This window comes from Paracraurococcus lichenis, from assembly GCF_030657435.1.
GTDB classification, from domain to species: Bacteria; Pseudomonadota; Alphaproteobacteria; order Acetobacterales; family Acetobacteraceae; genus Paracraurococcus; species Paracraurococcus lichenis.
In genome coordinates, this window is the sequence record NZ_JAUTWS010000004.1 from 148,697 (window position 1) to 166,069 (window position 17,373).

The 17,373-nt window shown below is 67.4% G+C and carries 15 protein-coding genes, 2 tRNA genes and 1 pseudogene; all 18 read left to right on the top strand.

The window, feature by feature from the left end:
* Nucleotides 1-18 precede the first annotated feature (18 nt).
* Entirely contained in the window at nucleotides 19-663 is a 645-nt protein-coding gene (gene clpP / locus Q7A36_RS05845) for an ATP-dependent Clp endopeptidase proteolytic subunit ClpP (protein WP_305102724.1), read from the top strand.
* Nucleotides 664-916: 253 nt separating this feature from the next.
* Nucleotides 917-2,173 (top strand): ATP-dependent Clp protease ATP-binding subunit ClpX, encoded by a 1,257-nt coding sequence (gene clpX / locus Q7A36_RS05850; RefSeq protein WP_305102725.1) that lies wholly within the window; start codon nucleotides 917-919, stop codon nucleotides 2,171-2,173.
* A gap of 165 nt (nucleotides 2,174-2,338) precedes the next feature.
* Nucleotides 2,339-4,753 (top strand): endopeptidase La, encoded by a 2,415-nt coding sequence (lon, locus tag Q7A36_RS05855; RefSeq protein ID WP_305102726.1) that lies wholly within the window; start codon nucleotides 2,339-2,341, stop codon nucleotides 4,751-4,753.
* A gap of 212 nt (nucleotides 4,754-4,965) precedes the next feature.
* Nucleotides 4,966-5,250: pseudogene (locus Q7A36_RS05860) on the top strand (HU family DNA-binding protein); the annotation flags it as partial.
* Nucleotides 5,251-5,353: 103 nt separating this feature from the next.
* A tRNA-Val gene (locus Q7A36_RS05865) sits at nucleotides 5,354-5,425 on the top strand.
* A gap of 102 nt (nucleotides 5,426-5,527) precedes the next feature.
* A tRNA-Asp gene (locus Q7A36_RS05870) sits at nucleotides 5,528-5,604 on the top strand.
* A gap of 236 nt (nucleotides 5,605-5,840) precedes the next feature.
* Nucleotides 5,841-6,209: an NADH-quinone oxidoreductase subunit A gene (locus tag Q7A36_RS05875; protein ID WP_305102727.1), complete on the top strand. Its 369-nt coding sequence runs from the start codon at nucleotides 5,841-5,843 to the stop codon at nucleotides 6,207-6,209.
* Nucleotides 6,210-6,241: 32 nt separating this feature from the next.
* On the top strand, nucleotides 6,242-6,799 hold the full coding sequence (locus Q7A36_RS05880; RefSeq protein ID WP_305102728.1) for a NuoB/complex I 20 kDa subunit family protein: 558 nt from the start codon (nucleotides 6,242-6,244) through the stop codon (nucleotides 6,797-6,799).
* A 46-nt stretch (nucleotides 6,800-6,845) separates the two neighbouring features.
* A complete protein-coding gene (locus Q7A36_RS05885; RefSeq protein WP_305102849.1) occupies nucleotides 6,846-7,469 on the top strand; it encodes an NADH-quinone oxidoreductase subunit C in 624 nt (207 codons plus the stop codon).
* Nucleotides 7,466-8,746 (top strand): NADH-quinone oxidoreductase subunit D, encoded by a 1,281-nt coding sequence (locus tag Q7A36_RS05890; RefSeq protein ID WP_305102729.1) that lies wholly within the window; start codon nucleotides 7,466-7,468, stop codon nucleotides 8,744-8,746. The genes Q7A36_RS05885 and Q7A36_RS05890 overlap by 4 nt, the downstream gene beginning before the upstream one ends.
* A complete protein-coding gene (locus Q7A36_RS05895; RefSeq protein WP_305102730.1) occupies nucleotides 8,746-9,381 on the top strand; it encodes a complex I 24 kDa subunit family protein in 636 nt (211 codons plus the stop codon). Before Q7A36_RS05890 ends, Q7A36_RS05895 begins: the two co-directional genes overlap by 1 nt.
* Before the next feature lie 4 nt (nucleotides 9,382-9,385).
* Nucleotides 9,386-10,699 (top strand): NADH-quinone oxidoreductase subunit NuoF, encoded by a 1,314-nt coding sequence (gene nuoF / locus Q7A36_RS05900; protein WP_305102731.1) that lies wholly within the window; start codon nucleotides 9,386-9,388, stop codon nucleotides 10,697-10,699.
* Between the two features lie 6 nt (nucleotides 10,700-10,705).
* Nucleotides 10,706-12,754: an NADH-quinone oxidoreductase subunit NuoG gene (nuoG, locus tag Q7A36_RS05905; protein ID WP_305102732.1), complete on the top strand. Its 2,049-nt coding sequence runs from the start codon at nucleotides 10,706-10,708 to the stop codon at nucleotides 12,752-12,754.
* A 5-nt stretch (nucleotides 12,755-12,759) separates the two neighbouring features.
* On the top strand, nucleotides 12,760-13,770 hold the full coding sequence (gene nuoH, locus Q7A36_RS05910) for an NADH-quinone oxidoreductase subunit NuoH (protein WP_305102850.1): 1,011 nt from the start codon (nucleotides 12,760-12,762) through the stop codon (nucleotides 13,768-13,770).
* Between the two features lie 12 nt (nucleotides 13,771-13,782).
* Entirely contained in the window at nucleotides 13,783-14,271 is a 489-nt protein-coding gene (gene nuoI / locus Q7A36_RS05915; RefSeq protein ID WP_305102733.1) for an NADH-quinone oxidoreductase subunit NuoI, read from the top strand.
* 104 nt (nucleotides 14,272-14,375) lie between these two features.
* Nucleotides 14,376-15,068 (top strand): NADH-quinone oxidoreductase subunit J, encoded by a 693-nt coding sequence (locus Q7A36_RS05920; protein WP_305102734.1) that lies wholly within the window; start codon nucleotides 14,376-14,378, stop codon nucleotides 15,066-15,068.
* Entirely contained in the window at nucleotides 15,052-15,378 is a 327-nt protein-coding gene (nuoK, locus tag Q7A36_RS05925) for an NADH-quinone oxidoreductase subunit NuoK (protein WP_456306779.1), read from the top strand. The genes Q7A36_RS05920 and nuoK overlap by 17 nt, the downstream gene beginning before the upstream one ends.
* 4 nt (nucleotides 15,379-15,382) lie before the next feature.
* Entirely contained in the window at nucleotides 15,383-17,371 is a 1,989-nt protein-coding gene (nuoL, locus tag Q7A36_RS05930; protein WP_305102735.1) for an NADH-quinone oxidoreductase subunit L, read from the top strand.
* The last annotated feature ends 2 nt before the right edge of the window (nucleotides 17,372-17,373 follow it).

Below are 17,373 nucleotides of genomic sequence, written 5' to 3' on the forward strand. Positions count from 1 at the left end.
GTTGAAGAGGGACCTCCCATGCGGGACCGCGATCCGGTCGAGATCTACAACAACACCCTGGTTCCCATGGTCGTCGAGCAGACGGCGCGGGGCGAGCGGGCCTTCGACATCTATTCGCGCCTGCTGAAGGAGCGGATCATCTTCCTGACCGGCCCGGTCTTCGATCAGGTGTCGGCGCTGATCTGCGCCCAGTTGCTGTTCCTCGAGAGCGAGAACCCGAACAAGGACATCGCCTTCTACATCAACAGCCCGGGCGGCGTGGTGTCCTCCGGCCTCGCGATGTACGACACGATGCAGTATATCCGCTCCCCGGTCAGCACGGTCTGCATCGGCCAGGCGGCCTCCATGGGCTCGCTGCTGCTGACCGCCGGCGAGAAGGGCAAGCGCTTCGCCCTGCCGAACAGCCGCATCATGGTCCACCAGCCCTCCGGTGGCGCCCAGGGCCAGGCGACCGACATCGAGATCCAGGCGCGCGAGATCCTGAAGCTGCGCCAGCGCCTGAACGAGATCTATGTCCGGCATACCGGCCAGCCGATCGAGGCGATCGAGCGCAAGCTCGAGCGCGACACCTACATGTCGGCCGAGGAGGCCCGCGACTTCGGCCTGATCGACCAGGTGGTCGAGCAGCGGCCGCCGGCCCCCGGCACCGAGACCAAGGCCTGACCCTGGCCGCTCCCCGCGACGCGGCCCCGCCAGCGGGAACGTGCCTGCGGCGACATCCTGACGCGATGTTGCCGGTCCGGACGCCTTCCGGTTGCGGCCGGGGCTTCCGTCGCGCTTCCCCCCTGATGACAGGGGGGCTACAGTCCCACCCCAGGTCCCCCCTCGGCTACGGGGGTCGGTGCCGGGACCGGCTGCGCCTTTCCCAGGGGGAAGGCGCCGGCGGCCCCGGCCAGCCCATCCAGGCGGAGTGCCCATGAGCAAGTCCGGCGACTCGAAGAACACCCTCTACTGCTCGTTCTGCGGCAAGTCGCAGCACGAGGTCCGCAAGCTCATCGCCGGACCCACCGTGTTCATCTGCGACGAATGCGTCGAGCTGTGCATGGACATCATCCGCGAGGAGCACAAGACGCACCTCGTGAAGAGCCGGGACGGCGTGCCGACCCCGAAGGAGATCTGCAAGGTCCTCGACGACTACGTGATCGGCCAGGACCATGCCAAGCGGGTCCTCTCGGTCGCGGTGCACAACCACTACAAGCGGCTGGCGCACGGCGCGAAGAACAACGACGTCGAGATCGCCAAGTCGAACATCCTGCTGCTCGGCCCGACCGGTTCGGGCAAGACCCTGCTGGCTCAGACGCTCGCGCGGATCCTCGACGTCCCCTTCACCATGGCGGACGCGACCACGCTGACCGAGGCCGGCTATGTCGGCGAGGATGTCGAGAACATCATCCTCAAGCTGCTGCAATCCGCCGACTACAACGTGGAACGCGCCCAGCGCGGCATCGTCTATATCGACGAGGTCGACAAGATCAGCCGCAAGTCGGACAACCCCTCCATCACGCGGGACGTCTCGGGCGAGGGCGTGCAGCAGGCGCTGCTGAAGATCATGGAGGGCACCGTCGCCTCCGTCCCGCCGCAGGGCGGGCGGAAGCATCCGCAGCAAGAATTCTTGCAGGTCGACACCTCCAACATCCTCTTCATCTGCGGCGGCGCCTTCGCGGGGCTCGAGCGCATCATCGGCGCCCGTGGCAAGGGCAGCGGCATCGGCTTCGGCGCCGAGGTCCGCAGCCCCGATGAGCGCCGCGCCGGCGCGGTGCTGCGCGAGGTCGAGCCCGAGGACCTGCTGAAGTTCGGCCTGATCCCCGAGTTCATCGGCCGCCTGCCGGTGATCGCGACGCTCGAGGACCTGGACGAGAAGGCGCTGATCGAGATCCTGACCAAGCCGAAGAACGCCCTGGTGAAGCAGTACCAGCGCCTCTTCGAGATGGAGGGGACCAAGCTCACCTTCACCGAGGACGCGATGAAGTCGGTGGCGAACCGCGCCATCCAGCGCAAGACCGGCGCACGCGGCCTGCGCTCCATCATGGAGACGATCCTGCTCTCCACCATGTTCGACCTGCCTGGCATGGACGACGTGGACGAGGTGGTGGTGAACCGCGAGGTGGCCGAAGGCCGCGCCGCCCCGCTCTTCATCTATGGCGAGCGCGCGGCGGAGCAGAGCTCGGCCTGAGCCGCGCGCGACCGCGATCACCCGGGCGGCTGCGGTGTAGCCGTCCGGAATTCAAGGGGTTGTTAGGGACTGCCGGGTCCCCAATTCCATGGCAACCCCGTGACGCCAGGGAACATGCCGCTTTCGGGTGTTCCACGCGTCGACTGTCCCTCAGCGAGGTCCACAATGGCGGATAAGCCCGAAACCCTCCGCGGCGAGCTGCTACCCGTCCTGCCGCTCCGCGACATCGTCGTCTTCCCGCACATGATCGTGCCGCTCTTCGTGGGCCGCGAGAAGTCCGTGCGCGCGCTGGAAGCGGTGATGCGGGACGACAAGCAGATCCTGCTCGTCGCCCAGAAGAACGCCGCCCAGGACGATCCCGGCCCGGATGATCTCTACACCGTCGGCACCGTCTCCACCGTCCTGCAGCTCCTGAAGCTGCCCGACGGCACCGTCAAGGTGCTGGTCGAGGGCGGCCGGCGTGCGCGCATCGCCGGCTTCAAGGAGACGCAGACCCACTTCGAGGCCTATGCCAGCGCGCTCGACGAGCCGGCCGGCCAGGCCTCCGAGACCGAGGCGCTGGCCCGCACCGTGGTCGGCCAGTTCGAGCAGTACATCAAGCTCAACAAGAAGATCGCGCCGGAGGTCCTGGTCTCGATCAACCAGATCGACGACCCGAACAAGCTGGCCGATACCGTCGCCGCCCATCTCTCGCTGAAGATCCCCGAGAAGCAGGAACTGCTGGAGACCTCCGGCATCTCCTCGCGGCTCGAGCGCGTCTTCGCCCATATGGAGAGCGAGATCGGCGTCCTGCAGGTGGAGAAGCGCATCCGCAACCGCGTCAAGCGGCAGATGGAGAAGACGCAGCGCGAGTACTACCTGAACGAGCAGCTCAAGGCGATCCAGAAGGAGCTGGGCGAGGGCGAGGACGGCAAGGACGAGGCCGCGGAGCTCGAGGCCAAGATCAAGGCCACCAAGCTCTCGAAGGAGGCGCGCGAGAAGGCGATGGCCGAGCTGAAGAAGCTCCGGACCATGAGCCCGATGAGCGCCGAGGCGACCGTCGTGCGCAACTACCTCGACTGGATGCTGAGCATCCCCTGGAAGAAGCGCAGCAAGGTCCGCAACGACATCATCGAGGCCGAGAAGGTGCTCGATGCCGACCACTATGGCCTGGAGAAGGTCAAGGAGCGGATCATCGAGTACCTGGCGGTGCAGTCGCGCTCGCCGAAGATCAAGGGCCCGATCCTCTGCCTCGTCGGCCCGCCCGGCGTCGGCAAGACCTCGCTCGGCAAGTCGATCGCCAAGGCCACCGGCCGCAATTTCGTGCGCATGTCGCTCGGCGGCGTGCGGGACGAGGCGGAGGTGCGCGGCCACCGGCGGACCTATATCGGCTCCATGCCCGGCAAGGTCATCCAGGGCATGAAGAAGGCGAAGACCTCCAACCCGCTCTTCCTGCTCGACGAGATCGACAAGCTCGGCGCCGACTGGCGCGGCGACCCGTCCTCGGCGCTGCTGGAGGTGCTGGATCCGGAGCAGAACGCGACCTTCGCCGACCACTACCTCGAGGTCGACTACGACCTGTCGGACGTCATGTTCGTCACCACGGCGAACTCGCTCCGCATGCCGCAGCCGCTGCTCGACCGCATGGAGATCATCCGCATCCCCGGCTACACCGAGGATGAGAAGATCGAGATCGCCAAGCGGCACCTGATCAAGAAGCAGTCCGAGGCGAACGGGCTGAAGGACGGCGAGTGGTCGGTGACCGAGGACGCGCTGCGCGACCTCGTCCGCTACTACACGCGCGAGGCCGGCGTCCGGAACCTCGAGCGCGAGATCGGCGGCCTCGCCCGCAAGGCGGTGCGCGAGATCGTCTCGAAGAAGGCGAAGAAGGTCCAGATCACCGTCAAGAACCTCGACAAGTTCGCCGGCGTGCGGAAGTTCCGCTACGGCGAGGCCGAGGCGGAGGACATGGTGGGCGTGGTCACCGGCCTGGCCTGGACCGAGGTCGGCGGCGAGATCCTGACGATCGAGAGCGTCATGGTCCCGGGCAAGGGCAAGGTGCAGCACACCGGCAAGCTCGGCGACGTCATGCAGGAGAGCGTCAGCGCGGCGATGTCCTATGTCCGCTCGCGGGCGACCAGCTTCGGCATCAAGCCGACGCTGTTCGAGCGGCGCGACCTGCACGTGCACGTGCCGGAAGGCGCGACGCCGAAGGACGGGCCGAGCGCGGGCATCGCGATGGCGACCAGCATCGTCTCCGTCCTCACGGGCATTCCCGTGCGCAAGGACGTGGCGATGACGGGCGAGATCACGCTGCGCGGCCGCGTCCTGCCGATCGGCGGCCTGAAGGAGAAGCTGCTGGCGGCGCTGCGGACCGGCACCACCACCGTCTTCATCCCGAAGGACAATGAGAAGGACCTGGCGGAGATCCCGGACAATGTGCGGAAGGGGCTGACCATCATCCCCGTCTCGCATGTGGACGAGGTCATTTCGAAGGCGCTGGTGCGCAAGCCCGAGGCGATCGACTGGGAAGAGCCGCCCGAGCCCCCGGCGCCGCGCGCCGGCGACGCGGATGGGACGAAGCCCGCGCTGCCGCACTGACCGCGCCGGACAGGATCGATGAGTGAGCGGGGCGGACCCAAAAGGTCCGCCCCGATTCGTATGATTTGCGCCACAAATCCCGGGAAAGTCGCGGTAAACCGCGGCTTTGCCGGGGCCTGATCATTGACGCGTGAGAATCGGCCCTCCTAGACTCGCCGGCAGTTTCCAACCCGGAATCGTCCGGGTACCCAGGCGGATTTGCCCGGGAAAGGGGGGGCACACGGATGAACAAGCAGGACCTGATTGCCGTCGTGGCCGAGGCCGGCGACCTGCCGAAGGCCAAGGCCGGCGATGTGCTCGATGCGGTCTTCGAGGCGATCACGCGGTCGCTGAAGAAGAAGCAGGACGTCCGTCTTGTCGGCTTTGGCACCTTCTCGACCTCGAAGCGGAAGGCCGGCAAGGGCCGCAACCCGCGCACGGGCGAGGAGATCAAGATCCCCGCGACCACCACGGTTCGCTTCAAGGCCGGCAAGGGCCTGAAGGACGAGGTGAACTGAGCGGATCGCCAAGGGGACCAGGGACGGGGGACCAGGGACGGGGGCCGGCGGCGACGCCGGCCCTTTCCTTTTGCGCCGGCTTCGGGGCATAGAGGGCGCGCAGGGGCGCTTAGCTCAGCGGTAGAGCGCTTCGTTTACACCGAAGATGCCGGGGGTTCGAATCCCTCAGCGCCCATGTCGCCGCCTTCCGCGATCCGCCGAAGTTCGTTTGGGATCCTTGGGTTCCACCCTGTTGACACCCACCGTTCGCGGCCCTAAACCGCCCGCCACGTCGCAAGCGGGTGTAGCTCAGTTGGTTAGAGCGCCGGCCTGTCACGCCGGAGGTCGCGGGTTCGAGCCCCGTCACTCGCGCCAGACGACGTTGTTGCAAAGGCGTCGATCCCCCGTGGATCGACGCCTTTGCCGCATTCTGCCCCCTTTCCGTTCTGCAAAAAATCCTCATCTGCGCCCTGAGGGAAATCGATCGCCCTCTATGCGAGGTGCGCAGGTCGTGGCTAATGTCCGGCCGCGCTGCGCTGCGGCACAGGCCGCTGCGAGGCCCGCCGTTCGGCCCAAGCGGCCGCTGCGGCACCATGAAGGGCGGATCAACCATGACCCAGCCGCTGCTGGCCGAGTATTTCCCGATCCTCGTCTTCCTCGGCATTGCCGGGGGCATTGCGGTGGCCATGGTGGGCGGCAGCCTGCTGCTGGCGCGCCAGAAGCCGAACCCCGAGAAACTGTCGGCCTATGAATGCGGCTTCGAGCCCTTCGACGACACGCGCCGCCGCTTCGACGTGCGTTTCTACCTCGTCGCCATCCTCTTCATCATCTTCGACCTCGAGGTCGCATTCCTCTTCCCCTGGGCGGTGGCGTTGGGCGATATCGGCTGGTTCGGCTTCCTGTCGATGATCGCCTTCCTGGGGGTCCTGACGGTCGGCTTCATCTACGAATGGCGCAAGGGCGCCCTGGACTGGGAGTGACGGCGAGAGCCGCCCCCCGACCGGAGAGCATCATGAGCGGAAACACGGATTCCATCGCCTGGAACCGCGAGCATCTGGCGCCGGGTCCGGCGCAGGATGCCGTGGTGAAGGGCATCACCGGCGAGATCGAGGAAAAGGGCTTCGTCGTCGCCAACCTCGACAAGGTGGTGAACTGGGCCCGCACCGGCAGCCTCTGGCCGATGACCTTCGGCCTGGCCTGCTGCGCGGTGCCGATGATCCACGCCTACATGGCGCGCTACGATCTCGACCGCTTCGGCATCATCCCGCGCGGCTCGCCGCGGCAATCGGACGTGATGATCGTGGCCGGCACGCTGACCAACAAGATGGCGCCGGCGCTGCGCAAGGTCTACGACCAGATGTCGGAGCCGCGCTGGGTCATCAGCATGGGTAGCTGCGCCAATGGCGGCGGCTACTACCACTATTCCTACAGCGTGGTGCGCGGCTGCGACCGCATCGTGCCGGTGGATGTCTATGTCCCGGGCTGCCCGCCGACGGCGGAGGGCCTCGTCTACGGCATCCTGCAGCTGCAGAAGAAGATCCGGCGGACGGGGACCATCCTGCGTGGCTGATACCCTTGACACCGCGGCCCCGGACAGGGCCGGGCGCCTGCAAGCGATGGGCGAGGCGGTGCGCCAGGCGCTGCCGCACGGCACGGTCCGGTCGATCGAGGTGGAGCGCGGCGAGGAACTCGTCCTCCGCCTCCGCCGCGACGGCCTCGTCGAGACCATGACGCTGCTGCGCGACGGCGCCGACTTCGCCTTCGAGCAGCTCATGGACCTCTGCGGCGTCGACTGGCCGGAGCGGCCGGAGCGCTTCGAGGTCGTCTACAACCTGCTCAGCCTGTCGCTGAACCAGCGCATCCGCGTGGTGGTCTCGACCGATGCCGCGACCCCGGTGCCGAGCCTCGCCGCCGTCTGGCCGAACGCCACCTGGTACGAGCGCGAGGCCTGGGACATGTACGGCATCGTCTTCGAGGGCCAGACCGATCTGCGGCGGCTGCTGACCGACTACGGCTTCGAGGGTCATCCGCTGCGCAAGGACTTCCCGCTGACCGGCTATGTCGAGGTCCGCTACGACGAGGAGCGCAAGCAGGTCGTCTACGAGCCGGTGACGCTCACCCAGGACTTCCGCAATTTCGACTTCCTCTCCCCCTGGGAGGCGATGACCACGCTGCCCGGCGACGAGAAGGTGCATCTGAACCGCATCGAGGGGCCGAAGCCCCAAGGAACCACCCCATGAGCGGCAGTTCCGCGATGGCGTCCGAGGCGGGGCCGCTGAGCACCGCCGCGGATCCCGCCAGCCTGGCCTCCGCCTCCGGCGTCTCCGAGCAGCGCCGCACGGTCGAGGTGGACAGCCACACCATCAATTTCGGCCCGCAGCACCCGGCGGCGCACGGCGTGCTGCGCCTCATCCTCGAGATGAAGGGCGAGGTGGTGGAGCGTGCCGATCCGCATATCGGCCTGCTGCATCGCGGCACCGAGAAGCTGATGGAGTACAAGACCTACCTCCAGGCCATGCCCTACATGGACCGCCTGGACTACGTCTCGCCCATGTGCATGGAGCACTCCTACGTCCTGGCGGTGGAGCGGCTGCTGCGCATCGAGGACCAGATCCCCGGGCGGGCGCGGATCATCCGCACCATGTTCGCGGAACTGACCCGCATCCTGAACCACCTGCTGAACGTCACCACCTATGCGCTGGATTGCGGCGCCATCACCCCGGCACTCTGGGGCTTCGAGCAGCGCGAGCACCTGCTCGAGTTCTACGAGGCGGTGGGCGGCAGCCATTACCACGTGAACTACTTCCGCGCCGGCGGCGTGGCGAAGGACATCCCGGCCTCGCTCGAGGACCGTATCGGCGGCTGGTGCCGGCAGTTCCCGAAATTCCTCGAGGATCTCGAGGGGCTGCTGACCGAGAACCGCATCTTCAAGCAGCGCACCGTCGATATCGGCGTCATGACCGCGGAGCAGGCGATGGAATGGGGCTTCAGCGGGCCCTGCCTGCGCGCCTCCGGCCTGCCCTGGGACCTGCGGAAGTCGCAGCCCTACGAGATCTACGCCGATCTCGACTTCGAGGTGCCGGTCGGCCGGCATGGCGACTGCTATGACCGCTACCTCATCCGCATCCAGGAGATGCGGCAGAGCCTGCGCATGGTGGAACAGTGCCTGGCGCGGCTGAAGCCGGGACCGGTGAAGATCCTCGACAACAAGATCACGCCGCCGAAGCGCGGCGAGATGAAGCGGTCGATGGAATCGCTCATCCACCACTTCAAGCTCTACACCGAAGGCTACCACGTGCCGGAAGGCGCGACCTATACGGTGACCGAGGCGCCGAAGGGCGAGTTCGGCGTCTACCTGGTCGCCGACGGCACCAACCGGCCCTATCGCTGCAAGATCCGCGCGCCCGGCTACGCGCATCTCCAGGCCATGGAGACCCTCTCCAAGGGCCATATGCTCGCCGATGCGGTGGCCATCATCGGCTCGCTCGACATCGTCTTCGGGGAGATCGACCGCTGATGACCGAGGACGTCTCGACCAGCAACGAGATCGCGCAGCCCGAGAGCTTCGCCTTCGACGAGGAGAGCCATGCGGCGATCGAGAAGATCGTCGCGCGCTATCCCGCGGGGAAGCAGGCCAGCGCCGTCATCCCCCTGCTCTATGTGGTGCAGCGGCAGATGAAGCGGCAGACCGGCAGCGCCTGGGTGCCGCTGAAGGGCATGGACGCCGTCGCGGAGCGGCTCGGCATGGCGCCGATCCGCGTCTACGAGGTCGCCACCTTCTATTTCATGTTCAACACCAAGCCGATCGGCAAATACCACCTGCAGGTCTGCGGCACGACGCCCTGCTGGCTGCGCGGGTCGGAGGATGTGGCGCGCGCCTGCCGCGACGCCGCGCATGTTACGGGCTATGGCCAGACCAGCGCGGACGGGATGTTCACCCTGACCGAGGTCGAGTGCCTCGGCGGCTGCGTGAATGCGCCCATCCTGCAGGTGGACGACGACTACTACGAGGACCTGGACTACGAGAGCACGGTGACGCTGATCGAGGCGCTGCGGCGCGGCGAGCGGCCGGCGCCGGGTTCCGTCATCGGCCGCCGGACCAGCGCCCCTGTCGGCGGGCCGCTGACGCTGCTGGACGTGCCGGGAGAGTGACGCCATGGCGCTGAGCGACAAGGACCGAATCTTCACCAACCTCTACGGCCTGCACGACTGGCGCCTGCCGGCCGCGCAACGCCGCGGCGCCTGGGACGGCACCAAGGGCTTCATCGAGAAGGGCCGCGACTGGATCATCGAGGAGGTCAAGAATTCCGGCCTCCGCGGGCGCGGCGGCGCCGGCTTCCCGACCGGCCTGAAGTGGTCCTTCATGCCGAAGCAGAGCGACGGGCGGCCGCACTACCTCGTCGTCAATTCGGACGAGTCCGAGCCCGGCACCTGCAAGGACCGCGACATCCTGCGGCACGACCCGCACACGCTGGTCGAGGGCTGCCTGATCGCCGGCGTGGCGATGGGCGCGCATGCCGGCTACATCTATGTCCGCGGCGAATACTACAACGAGCACCTGGTGCTGCAGGCCGCGATCGACGAGGCCTATGAGGCCGGGCTGCTCGGCAAGGATGCCTGCGGCAGCGGCTGGGACTTCGACCTCTACGTCCATCGCGGCGCCGGCGCCTATATCTGCGGCGAGGAGACGGCGCTCATCGAGTCCCTCGAGGGCAAGAAGGGCATGCCGCGGCTGAAGCCGCCCTTCCCGGCGGCGGTCGGCCTCTATGGCGCGCCGACCACGGTGAACAATGTCGAGACCATCGCCGTGGTCCCGACCATCCTGCGCCGCGGCGCCGCCTGGTTCGCCGGCTTCGGCCGGCCGAAGAACAGCGGCACCAAGATCTTCTGCATCCAGGGCCATGTGAACAAGCCCTGCAACGTGGAAGAGGAGATGTCGATCCCGCTGCGCGAGCTGATCGAGAAGCATGCGGGCGGCGTGCGCGGCGGCTGGGACAACCTGCTGGCCGTCATCCCCGGCGGCTCCTCCACGCCGATGATCCCGAAGAGCGTCTGCGACGACGTGCTGATGGATTTCGACGCGCTGCGCGAGCACCGCACGGGCCTCGGCACCGCCGGCGTCATCGTCATGGACAAGTCGACCGACCTGATCAAGGCGATCGCGCGCCTCTCCGCCTTCTACAAGCATGAGAGCTGCGGCCAGTGCACGCCCTGCCGCGAGGGCATGGGCTGGGTGAAGCGCATGATGGACCGCATGGTCGAGGGCCGCGCCGAGACCGCCGAGATCGACGTGCTCGAGCAGGTCACCCGGCAGATCGAAGGCCACACCATCTGCGCGCTGGCCGATGGCGGCGTCTGGCCCGTGCAGGGGCTGATCCGCCACTTCCGGCCGATGATGGAAGAACGCATTGCCGCCTACAAGGCGCGGAAGGGCCCAGCCGCCCCGACGCTGCCCATGGCGGCGGAGTAAGCGCCGATGGCGAAGGTCACCGTTGACGGGATCGAGGTGGAGGTGCCGAACGGCGTCTCCGTCCTGCAGGCCTGCGAGGCAGCGGGCAAGGAGATCCCGCGCTTCTGCTACCATGAGCGGCTCTCGGTCGCCGGCAATTGCCGCATGTGCCTGGTCGAGGTGGAGAAGGCGCCGAAGCCCATCGCCTCCTGCGCCTATCCGGTCGCCGACGGCATGAAGGTCTTCACGGACAGCGAGATGGTCCGCAAGGGCCGCCGCGGCGTGATGGAATTCCTGCTCATCAACCACCCGCTGGACTGCCCGATCTGCGACCAGGGCGGCGAGTGCGACCTGCAGGACCAGGCGGTCGCCTATGGCCTCGACAAGAGCCGCTATCTCGAGGAGAAGCGCTCGGTCAAGGACAAGTACATGGGTCCGCTGATCAAGACGATCATGACCCGCTGCATCCAGTGCACCCGCTGCGTCCGCTTCGCCACCGAGGTCGCCGGCGTGCCGGAACTCGGTGCGACCAACCGCGGCGAGGGCATGGAGATCGGCACCTATGTCGAGAAGGCGCTGACCACCGAGCTCAGCGGCAACCTGATCGACATCTGCCCGGTCGGCGCGCTGACCAGCCGTCCCTATGCCTTCGTCTCGCGGCCCTGGGAGCTGCGCAAGACCGACAGCGTGGACGTACTGGACGCCACGGGAACCAATATCCGCGTCGATGCCCGCTCGGGCGAGGTGCTGCGCATCCTGCCGCGCACCAATGACGACGTGAACGAGGAGTGGATGGCCGATCGCGGCCGCTTCTCCTTCGATGGCCTCAAGCGCCGCCGCCTGGACCGGCCCTGGGTGAAGGTTGACGGCAAGCTGAAGCCGGCGAGCTGGGCCGAGGCCTTCGGCGCCATCGCCGCCAGGCTGAAGGGGCTGCCGGGCGACCGCATCGGCGCCGTGGTCGGCGAGCTCGCGGATGCCGAGGCGATCCTGGCGCTCAAGGAGCTGATGGGTGCGCTCGGTAGCCGCAACCTCGAATGCCGCACAGATGGCGCGGCCCTCGATGCCTCGCGGCGCGACTTCTACACTTTCAATACCGGCATCGCCGGCATCGAGGAGGCGGATGCGCTGCTGGTCATCGGCAGCGATGTTCGCCGCGAGGCGCCGGTGATCAATGCCCGGATCCGCAAGCGGGTCGCTTCCGGCGGCATCCCGGTCGGCCTGGTTGGGCCGCAGGGTCTGGACCTGACCTATCCGCACCGGTGGCTGGGGGAGGGGGGCGAGACGCTCCGCGCGCTCGCCGCCGGCACGCATCCCTTCAACGAGGCACTGCGCAACGCCAAGCGGCCGATGCTGATCCTCGGCCGCGGCGCCCTGGCGCGGCCCGACGGCGCGGCGGTGCTGGCCGCGGCCTGGCAGGTCGCGGCGCAGAACAACATGCTGCAGCCGGACTGGCACGGCTTCAACCTGCTGCACCTCTTCGGCGGGCAGGTCGCGGCGCTCGATCTCGGCTTCGTCCCGCCGCAAGGCGGGGCGGCGATTGCGCCGCAGATCCAGGCGCTCTGGCTGCTCGGCGCCGAGGTGGATCCCGCCGCCATCCCGGCCGGCGCCTTCGTCGTCTACCAGGGCCACCACGGCGAGGCCGCGGCGGCGCGGGCCGACGTGATCCTGCCGGGCGCGGCCTATACCGAGAAGGACGCGACCTGGGTCAATACCGAGGGGCGCGTGCAGCGCGGGCGCATCGCGGTCTATCCGCCGGGCGAGGCGCGGGAGGACTGGAAGATCCTTCGCGCGGCCTCCGAGGCGCTCGGCAAGCGGCTGCCCTATGATTCGCTGGAGGCGGTGCGGGCGCGGCTGGCGCAGGTGAACCCGGTCTTCGCCGGCACCGGCTTCGCGCCGCATGGCTGCACGGACCAGGCGGGCCCGGCGGGCGATGCCGGCGCGGTCGGCGACGCCGCCTTCGCCCCGGCGCTGCCCAACTACTGGCAGGCGGACCCGATCAGCCGTGCCTCGGCCACCATGGCGGAATGCGCGGATGTCTACCTGGTCCATCCGCAGAAGCAGATGGCGGCGGAGTGACTGAGATGGACGGCTTCCTCTCCACCCCCATCGGCATCCTCGCCATCACCCTCGCGCAGACCCTGGCGCTGCTGGTGCCGGTGCTGATCGGCGTCGCCTATCTGACGCTGGCCGAGCGCAAGGTGCTGGCCGCCATGCAGATGCGGAAGGGGCCGAACGTGGTCGGCCCCTTCGGCCTGCTGCAGCCCTTCGCCGATGCGCTGAAGATGCTGATGAAGGAGACGATCGTCCCCTCCGGGTCGAACCGCTACCTCTTCCTCTTCGCGCCCATGCTGACCTTCATGTTGGCGATGCTGGCCTGGGCGGTGATCCCGGTGAACGAGGGCTGGGCGATCGCCGACATCAATGTCGGCATCCTCTACCTCTTCGCCATCAGCTCGCTCGGCGTCTACGGCATCATCATCGCGGGCTGGGCGTCCAACTCCAAATACGCCTTCCTCGGCGCGCTGCGCTCGGCGGCGCAGATGGTCAGCTACGAGGTCTCGATGGGCTTCGTCATCGTGACCGTGCTGATGTGCGTGGGCTCGCTGAACCTGACGGCGATCGTGAAGGCGCAGGAGACCGTCTGGTTCTTCATCCCGCTCTTCCCGATGTTCATCATCTTCTTCATCAGCACGCTGGCGGAGACGAACCGGGCGCCCTTCGACCTGCCGGAGGGCGAGAGCGAGCTGGTGGCTGGCTTCTTTGTCGAATACAGTTCGATGAGCTTCGCGCTGTTCTTCCTCGGCGAATACGCGAACATGATCCTCATGTCCGCGCTGACCACCATCCTCTTCCTGGGTGGCTGGCTGCCGCCGATCGCGACCGAGCCCTTCACCTGGATCCCCGGGCCGATCTGGTTCGCGCTGAAGATCTGCCTCTGCCTCTTCACCTTCATCTGGGTCCGCGCGACCTTCCCGCGCTACCGCTACGACCAGCTCATGCGGCTGGGCTGGAAGGTCTTCCTGCCCTTCAGCCTGCTCTGGCTGGTGCTGACGGCGGCGGTGCTCAAGCTGACCGGCTGGCTGCCGGCGTAAGGACCGACGACGATGGCCACCCTCGATCGCGCCGCCCGCAGCATGCTGCTGTCCGAGCTGGTCTCGGGCATGGCGCTGACCTTGAAGTATTTCTTCAAGCCCAAGGTCACCATCAACTACCCCTATGAGAAGGGGCCGATCTCGCCCCGCTTCAAGGGCGAGCATGCACTGCGCCGCTATCCCAATGGCGAGGAGCGGTGCATCGCCTGCAAGCTCTGCGAGGCGATCTGCCCGGCCCAGGCGATCACCATCGAGGCCGAGCCGCGCGAGGACGGCAGCCGCCGCACCACGCGCTACGACATCGACATGGTGAAATGCATCTATTGCGGCATGTGCGAGGAAGCCTGCCCGGTGGACGCCATCGTCGAGGGCCCGAATTTCGAGTTCTCCGTCGAGACGCGGGAGGAGCTGCTCTACGACAAGCAGAAGCTCCTCTCGAACGGCGACCGGTGGGAGCCGGAACTCGCCAAGCGGCTCGAGCTCGACGCCCCCTACCGCTGACTGATCACCCGGGCCGCGACGAGCGGCCCGGTTCCTGTCTCACGCGCCCCATCCGGGGCCACACCGGACGACGCCATGACGCAGCAACGGCCTGGAGGCACGCGATGATCGCCGCGCTCGCCTTCTATCTCTTCGCCGCCATCCTGATCGCCTCCGCGGTCATGGTGGTCACGGCGCGCAACCCGGTCCACAGCGTGCTGTTCCTGATCCTCGCCTTCTTCAATGCGGCGGCGCTGTTCCTGATCGCCGGCGCCGAGTTCCTGGCGATGATCCTGGTCATCGTCTATGTCGGCGCGGTCGCGGTCCTGTTCCTCTTCGTCGTCATGATGCTGGACATCGACTTCGCGCGGCTGCGCGAGGGCTTCCAGCGCTACGCCCCCTTCGGCGCTGTCATCGGCGGCATCCTGTTCCTCGAACTGGTGATGGTCCTCGGCGGCTGGTCCTTTGCCGACCAGGCGGACGACCTGCGGCTCTCGCCGAACCCGGGCGCCGCCGTGACGAATGCCGAGGCGCTGGGGCGCATCATCTATACGGACTATGTCTACCTGTTCCAGGCGGCCGGCCTGATCCTGCTGGTCGCCATGATCGGCGCCATCGTCCTGACCCACCGCGACCGGCCCGGCACGCACCGGCAGAACGTCGCAGCGCAGGTCGCCCGCAGCGGGTCCATCAGCATGGAGAGCGTGCCGGTCGGCGCCGGCATCCGCGAGCTCGGCATCCGCCGGCCGCCGGAGCCGGAGGCCGAGACGCCGAAGGTCACGCACGACGCCGGGCACGGCCATGGGGGGCATCACTGAGATGGAGATCGGCCTCGCCCACTACCTGACCGTCGGCGCCATCCTGCTGGTACTCGGGGTCTTCGGCATCTTCCTCAACCGGAAGAACGTCATCGTCATCCTGATGAGCATCGAGCTCATCCTGCTCGCGGTGAACCTGAACTTCGCCGCCTTCTCGTCCTGGCTGGACGACCTGACCGGTCAGGTCTTCGCCATGTTCGTGCTGACCGTCGCGGCCGCCGAGGCGGCGATCGGCCTCGCCATCGTCGTCATCTACTTCCGCAACCGCGGAAGCATCGAGGTCGAGGATATCTCGACCCTGAAGGGCTGAGCCGATGTTCGTCGGTGCCATCTTCTTCCCCCTGCTCGGGGCCAGCATCAGCGGCTTTCTCGGCCGCTGGATCGGCGACAGGGCTGCGCAATGGTCCACCGTGATCTGCATGGTGCTGGCCGCCATCTGCGGCAGCGCCGCCTTCGTGCAGGTCGCGCTCGGCGGCCAGCCCACCGTGGTGCCCATCGTCACCTGGATGGATGTCGGCGGGCTCGAGGTCTCCTGGGCGCTGCGCTACGACACGCTCAGCGTCGTCATGGTGGCAATGGTCACCTTCATCTCGACCCTGATCCACCTCTATTCCGTCGGCTATATGTCGCATGACGCGACGCCGTCGCGGTTCTTCGCCTATCTCTCCCTCTTCACCTTCATGATGCTCATGCTGGTGACGGCGGACAACCTGGCCCAGCTCTTCTTCGGCTGGGAGGGCGTGGGCCTCGCGAGCTACCTGCTGATCGGCTACTGGTACGACCGCGAGAGCGCGAACCGCGCGGCGATGAAGGCCTTCATCGTCAACCGCGTCGGCGACGTGTTCTTCATGCTCGGCGTGGCACTGACCTTCCTCACCTTCAACAGCATCGAGTTCGCCACGATCTTCCCGGCGGTCGAGGCGCATGCGCACGACACCTTCCTGGGGGTGAACTCGATCGAGCTGATCGCCGTGCTGCTCTTCCTCGGCGCCTGCGGCAAGTCGGCGCAGCTCGGCCTGCACACCTGGCTGCCGGACGCGATGGAAGGGCCGACGCCGGTCTCCGCGCTGATCCATGCCGCCACCATGGTGACCGCCGGCGTCTTCCTGGTCTGCCGCATGTCGCCGATCTTTGAGGAAGCGCCGGTCGCGCTCTCCATCGTCACCCTGGTCGGCGCCAGCACCGCCTTCTTCGCCGCGACCATCGGCTGCGTGCAGAACGACATCAAGCGGGTCATCGCCTATTCGACCTGCTCGCAGCTCGGCTACATGTTCTTCGCGGCCGGCGTGGGCGCCTATCAGGTGGCGATGTTCCACCTCTTCACCCATGCCTTCTTCAAGGCCCTGCTCTTCCTCGGCGCCGGCAGCGTGATCCACGCCATGTCGGACGAGCAGGACATCCGCCGCATGGGCGGCATCTGGACCAAGATCCCGGTGACCTATGCGGTGATGTGGATCGGCAATCTGGCGCTGGCCGGCATTCCCTTCTTCGCCGGTTACTACTCCAAGGACGCGATCCTGGAGGCCGCCTTCGCGGCAGGAAGCGGCGTCGGCGCCTATGCCTGGGTGCTCGGCATGGCGGCGGCCTTCCTGACGGCCTTCTATTCCTGGCGCCTGCTGATCCTGACCTTCCACGGCGAGCCCCGGGCGGATCACCACACCATGGAGCATGTGCACGAGAGCCCGGCGGTCATGCTCATCCCGCTCATCCTGCTTGCCGTGGGCGCGGTGCTGACCGGCTACATCTTCGCCCCGCTCTTCATCGGCGAGCACGAGCACGACTTCTGGCACGGCGCCATCGTGAACGGCGCGCACAACCACATCATGCACGCCATGCACGAGGTGCCGGAATGGGTGCCGCTGGCGCCGACCGTGATGGGCATCGGCGGCATCGCGCTCGCCTATGTGCTCTACATGGTGATGCCCGGCGTCCCGGCGCGCCTCGCCCAGCTCTTCAGCGCCCGGCCGCAGGTCGTCCGCAGCCTGCCTCTCATCCCGGCCGAGGGCGCGGAGCAGCGGACCGAGCCGAATCCCGGCGGCCTCTACGGCTTCCTGTTGAAGAAGTGGTATTTCGACGAGCTCTACGACCGCATCTTCGTCCAGCCGGCCCGTCGCCTCGCGGCGGTGTTCTGGAAGGTCGGCGATGCGCAGATCATCGACGGCATGCCGAACGGTGCCGCCGACCTGGCCGTCGAGGTGTCGCGCGGCGCGGTCCGCATCCAGACCGGCCGCGTGGCGAACTATGCCTTCGCCATGATCATCGGCCTCGTCGTCTTCGTCTCTCTCTTCCTGATCGGGCGCTGATC

Bases quoted from the DNA above. Each gene is read 5' to 3' on its own strand.
- clpP (WP_305102724.1), top strand. From the start codon at position 19: ATGCGGGACCGCGATCCGGTCGAGATCTACAACAACACCCTGGTTCCC.
- clpX (WP_305102725.1), top strand. From the start codon at position 917: ATGAGCAAGTCCGGCGACTCGAAGAACACCCTCTACTGCTCGTTCTGC.
- lon (WP_305102726.1), top strand. From the start codon at position 2,339: ATGGCGGATAAGCCCGAAACCCTCCGCGGCGAGCTGCTACCCGTCCTG.
- Q7A36_RS05875 (WP_305102727.1), top strand. From the start codon at position 5,841: ATGACCCAGCCGCTGCTGGCCGAGTATTTCCCGATCCTCGTCTTCCTC.
- Q7A36_RS05880 (WP_305102728.1), top strand. From the start codon at position 6,242: ATGAGCGGAAACACGGATTCCATCGCCTGGAACCGCGAGCATCTGGCG.
- Q7A36_RS05885 (WP_305102849.1), top strand. From the start codon at position 6,846: ATGGGCGAGGCGGTGCGCCAGGCGCTGCCGCACGGCACGGTCCGGTCG.
- Q7A36_RS05890 (WP_305102729.1), top strand. From the start codon at position 7,466: ATGAGCGGCAGTTCCGCGATGGCGTCCGAGGCGGGGCCGCTGAGCACC.
- Q7A36_RS05895 (WP_305102730.1), top strand. From the start codon at position 8,746: ATGACCGAGGACGTCTCGACCAGCAACGAGATCGCGCAGCCCGAGAGC.
- nuoF (WP_305102731.1), top strand. From the start codon at position 9,386: ATGGCGCTGAGCGACAAGGACCGAATCTTCACCAACCTCTACGGCCTG.
- nuoG (WP_305102732.1), top strand. From the start codon at position 10,706: ATGGCGAAGGTCACCGTTGACGGGATCGAGGTGGAGGTGCCGAACGGC.
- nuoH (WP_305102850.1), top strand. From the start codon at position 12,760: ATGGACGGCTTCCTCTCCACCCCCATCGGCATCCTCGCCATCACCCTC.
- nuoI (WP_305102733.1), top strand. From the start codon at position 13,783: ATGGCCACCCTCGATCGCGCCGCCCGCAGCATGCTGCTGTCCGAGCTG.
- Q7A36_RS05920 (WP_305102734.1), top strand. From the start codon at position 14,376: ATGATCGCCGCGCTCGCCTTCTATCTCTTCGCCGCCATCCTGATCGCC.
- nuoK (WP_456306779.1), top strand. From the start codon at position 15,052: ATGGGGGGCATCACTGAGATGGAGATCGGCCTCGCCCACTACCTGACC.
- nuoL (WP_305102735.1), top strand. From the start codon at position 15,383: ATGTTCGTCGGTGCCATCTTCTTCCCCCTGCTCGGGGCCAGCATCAGC.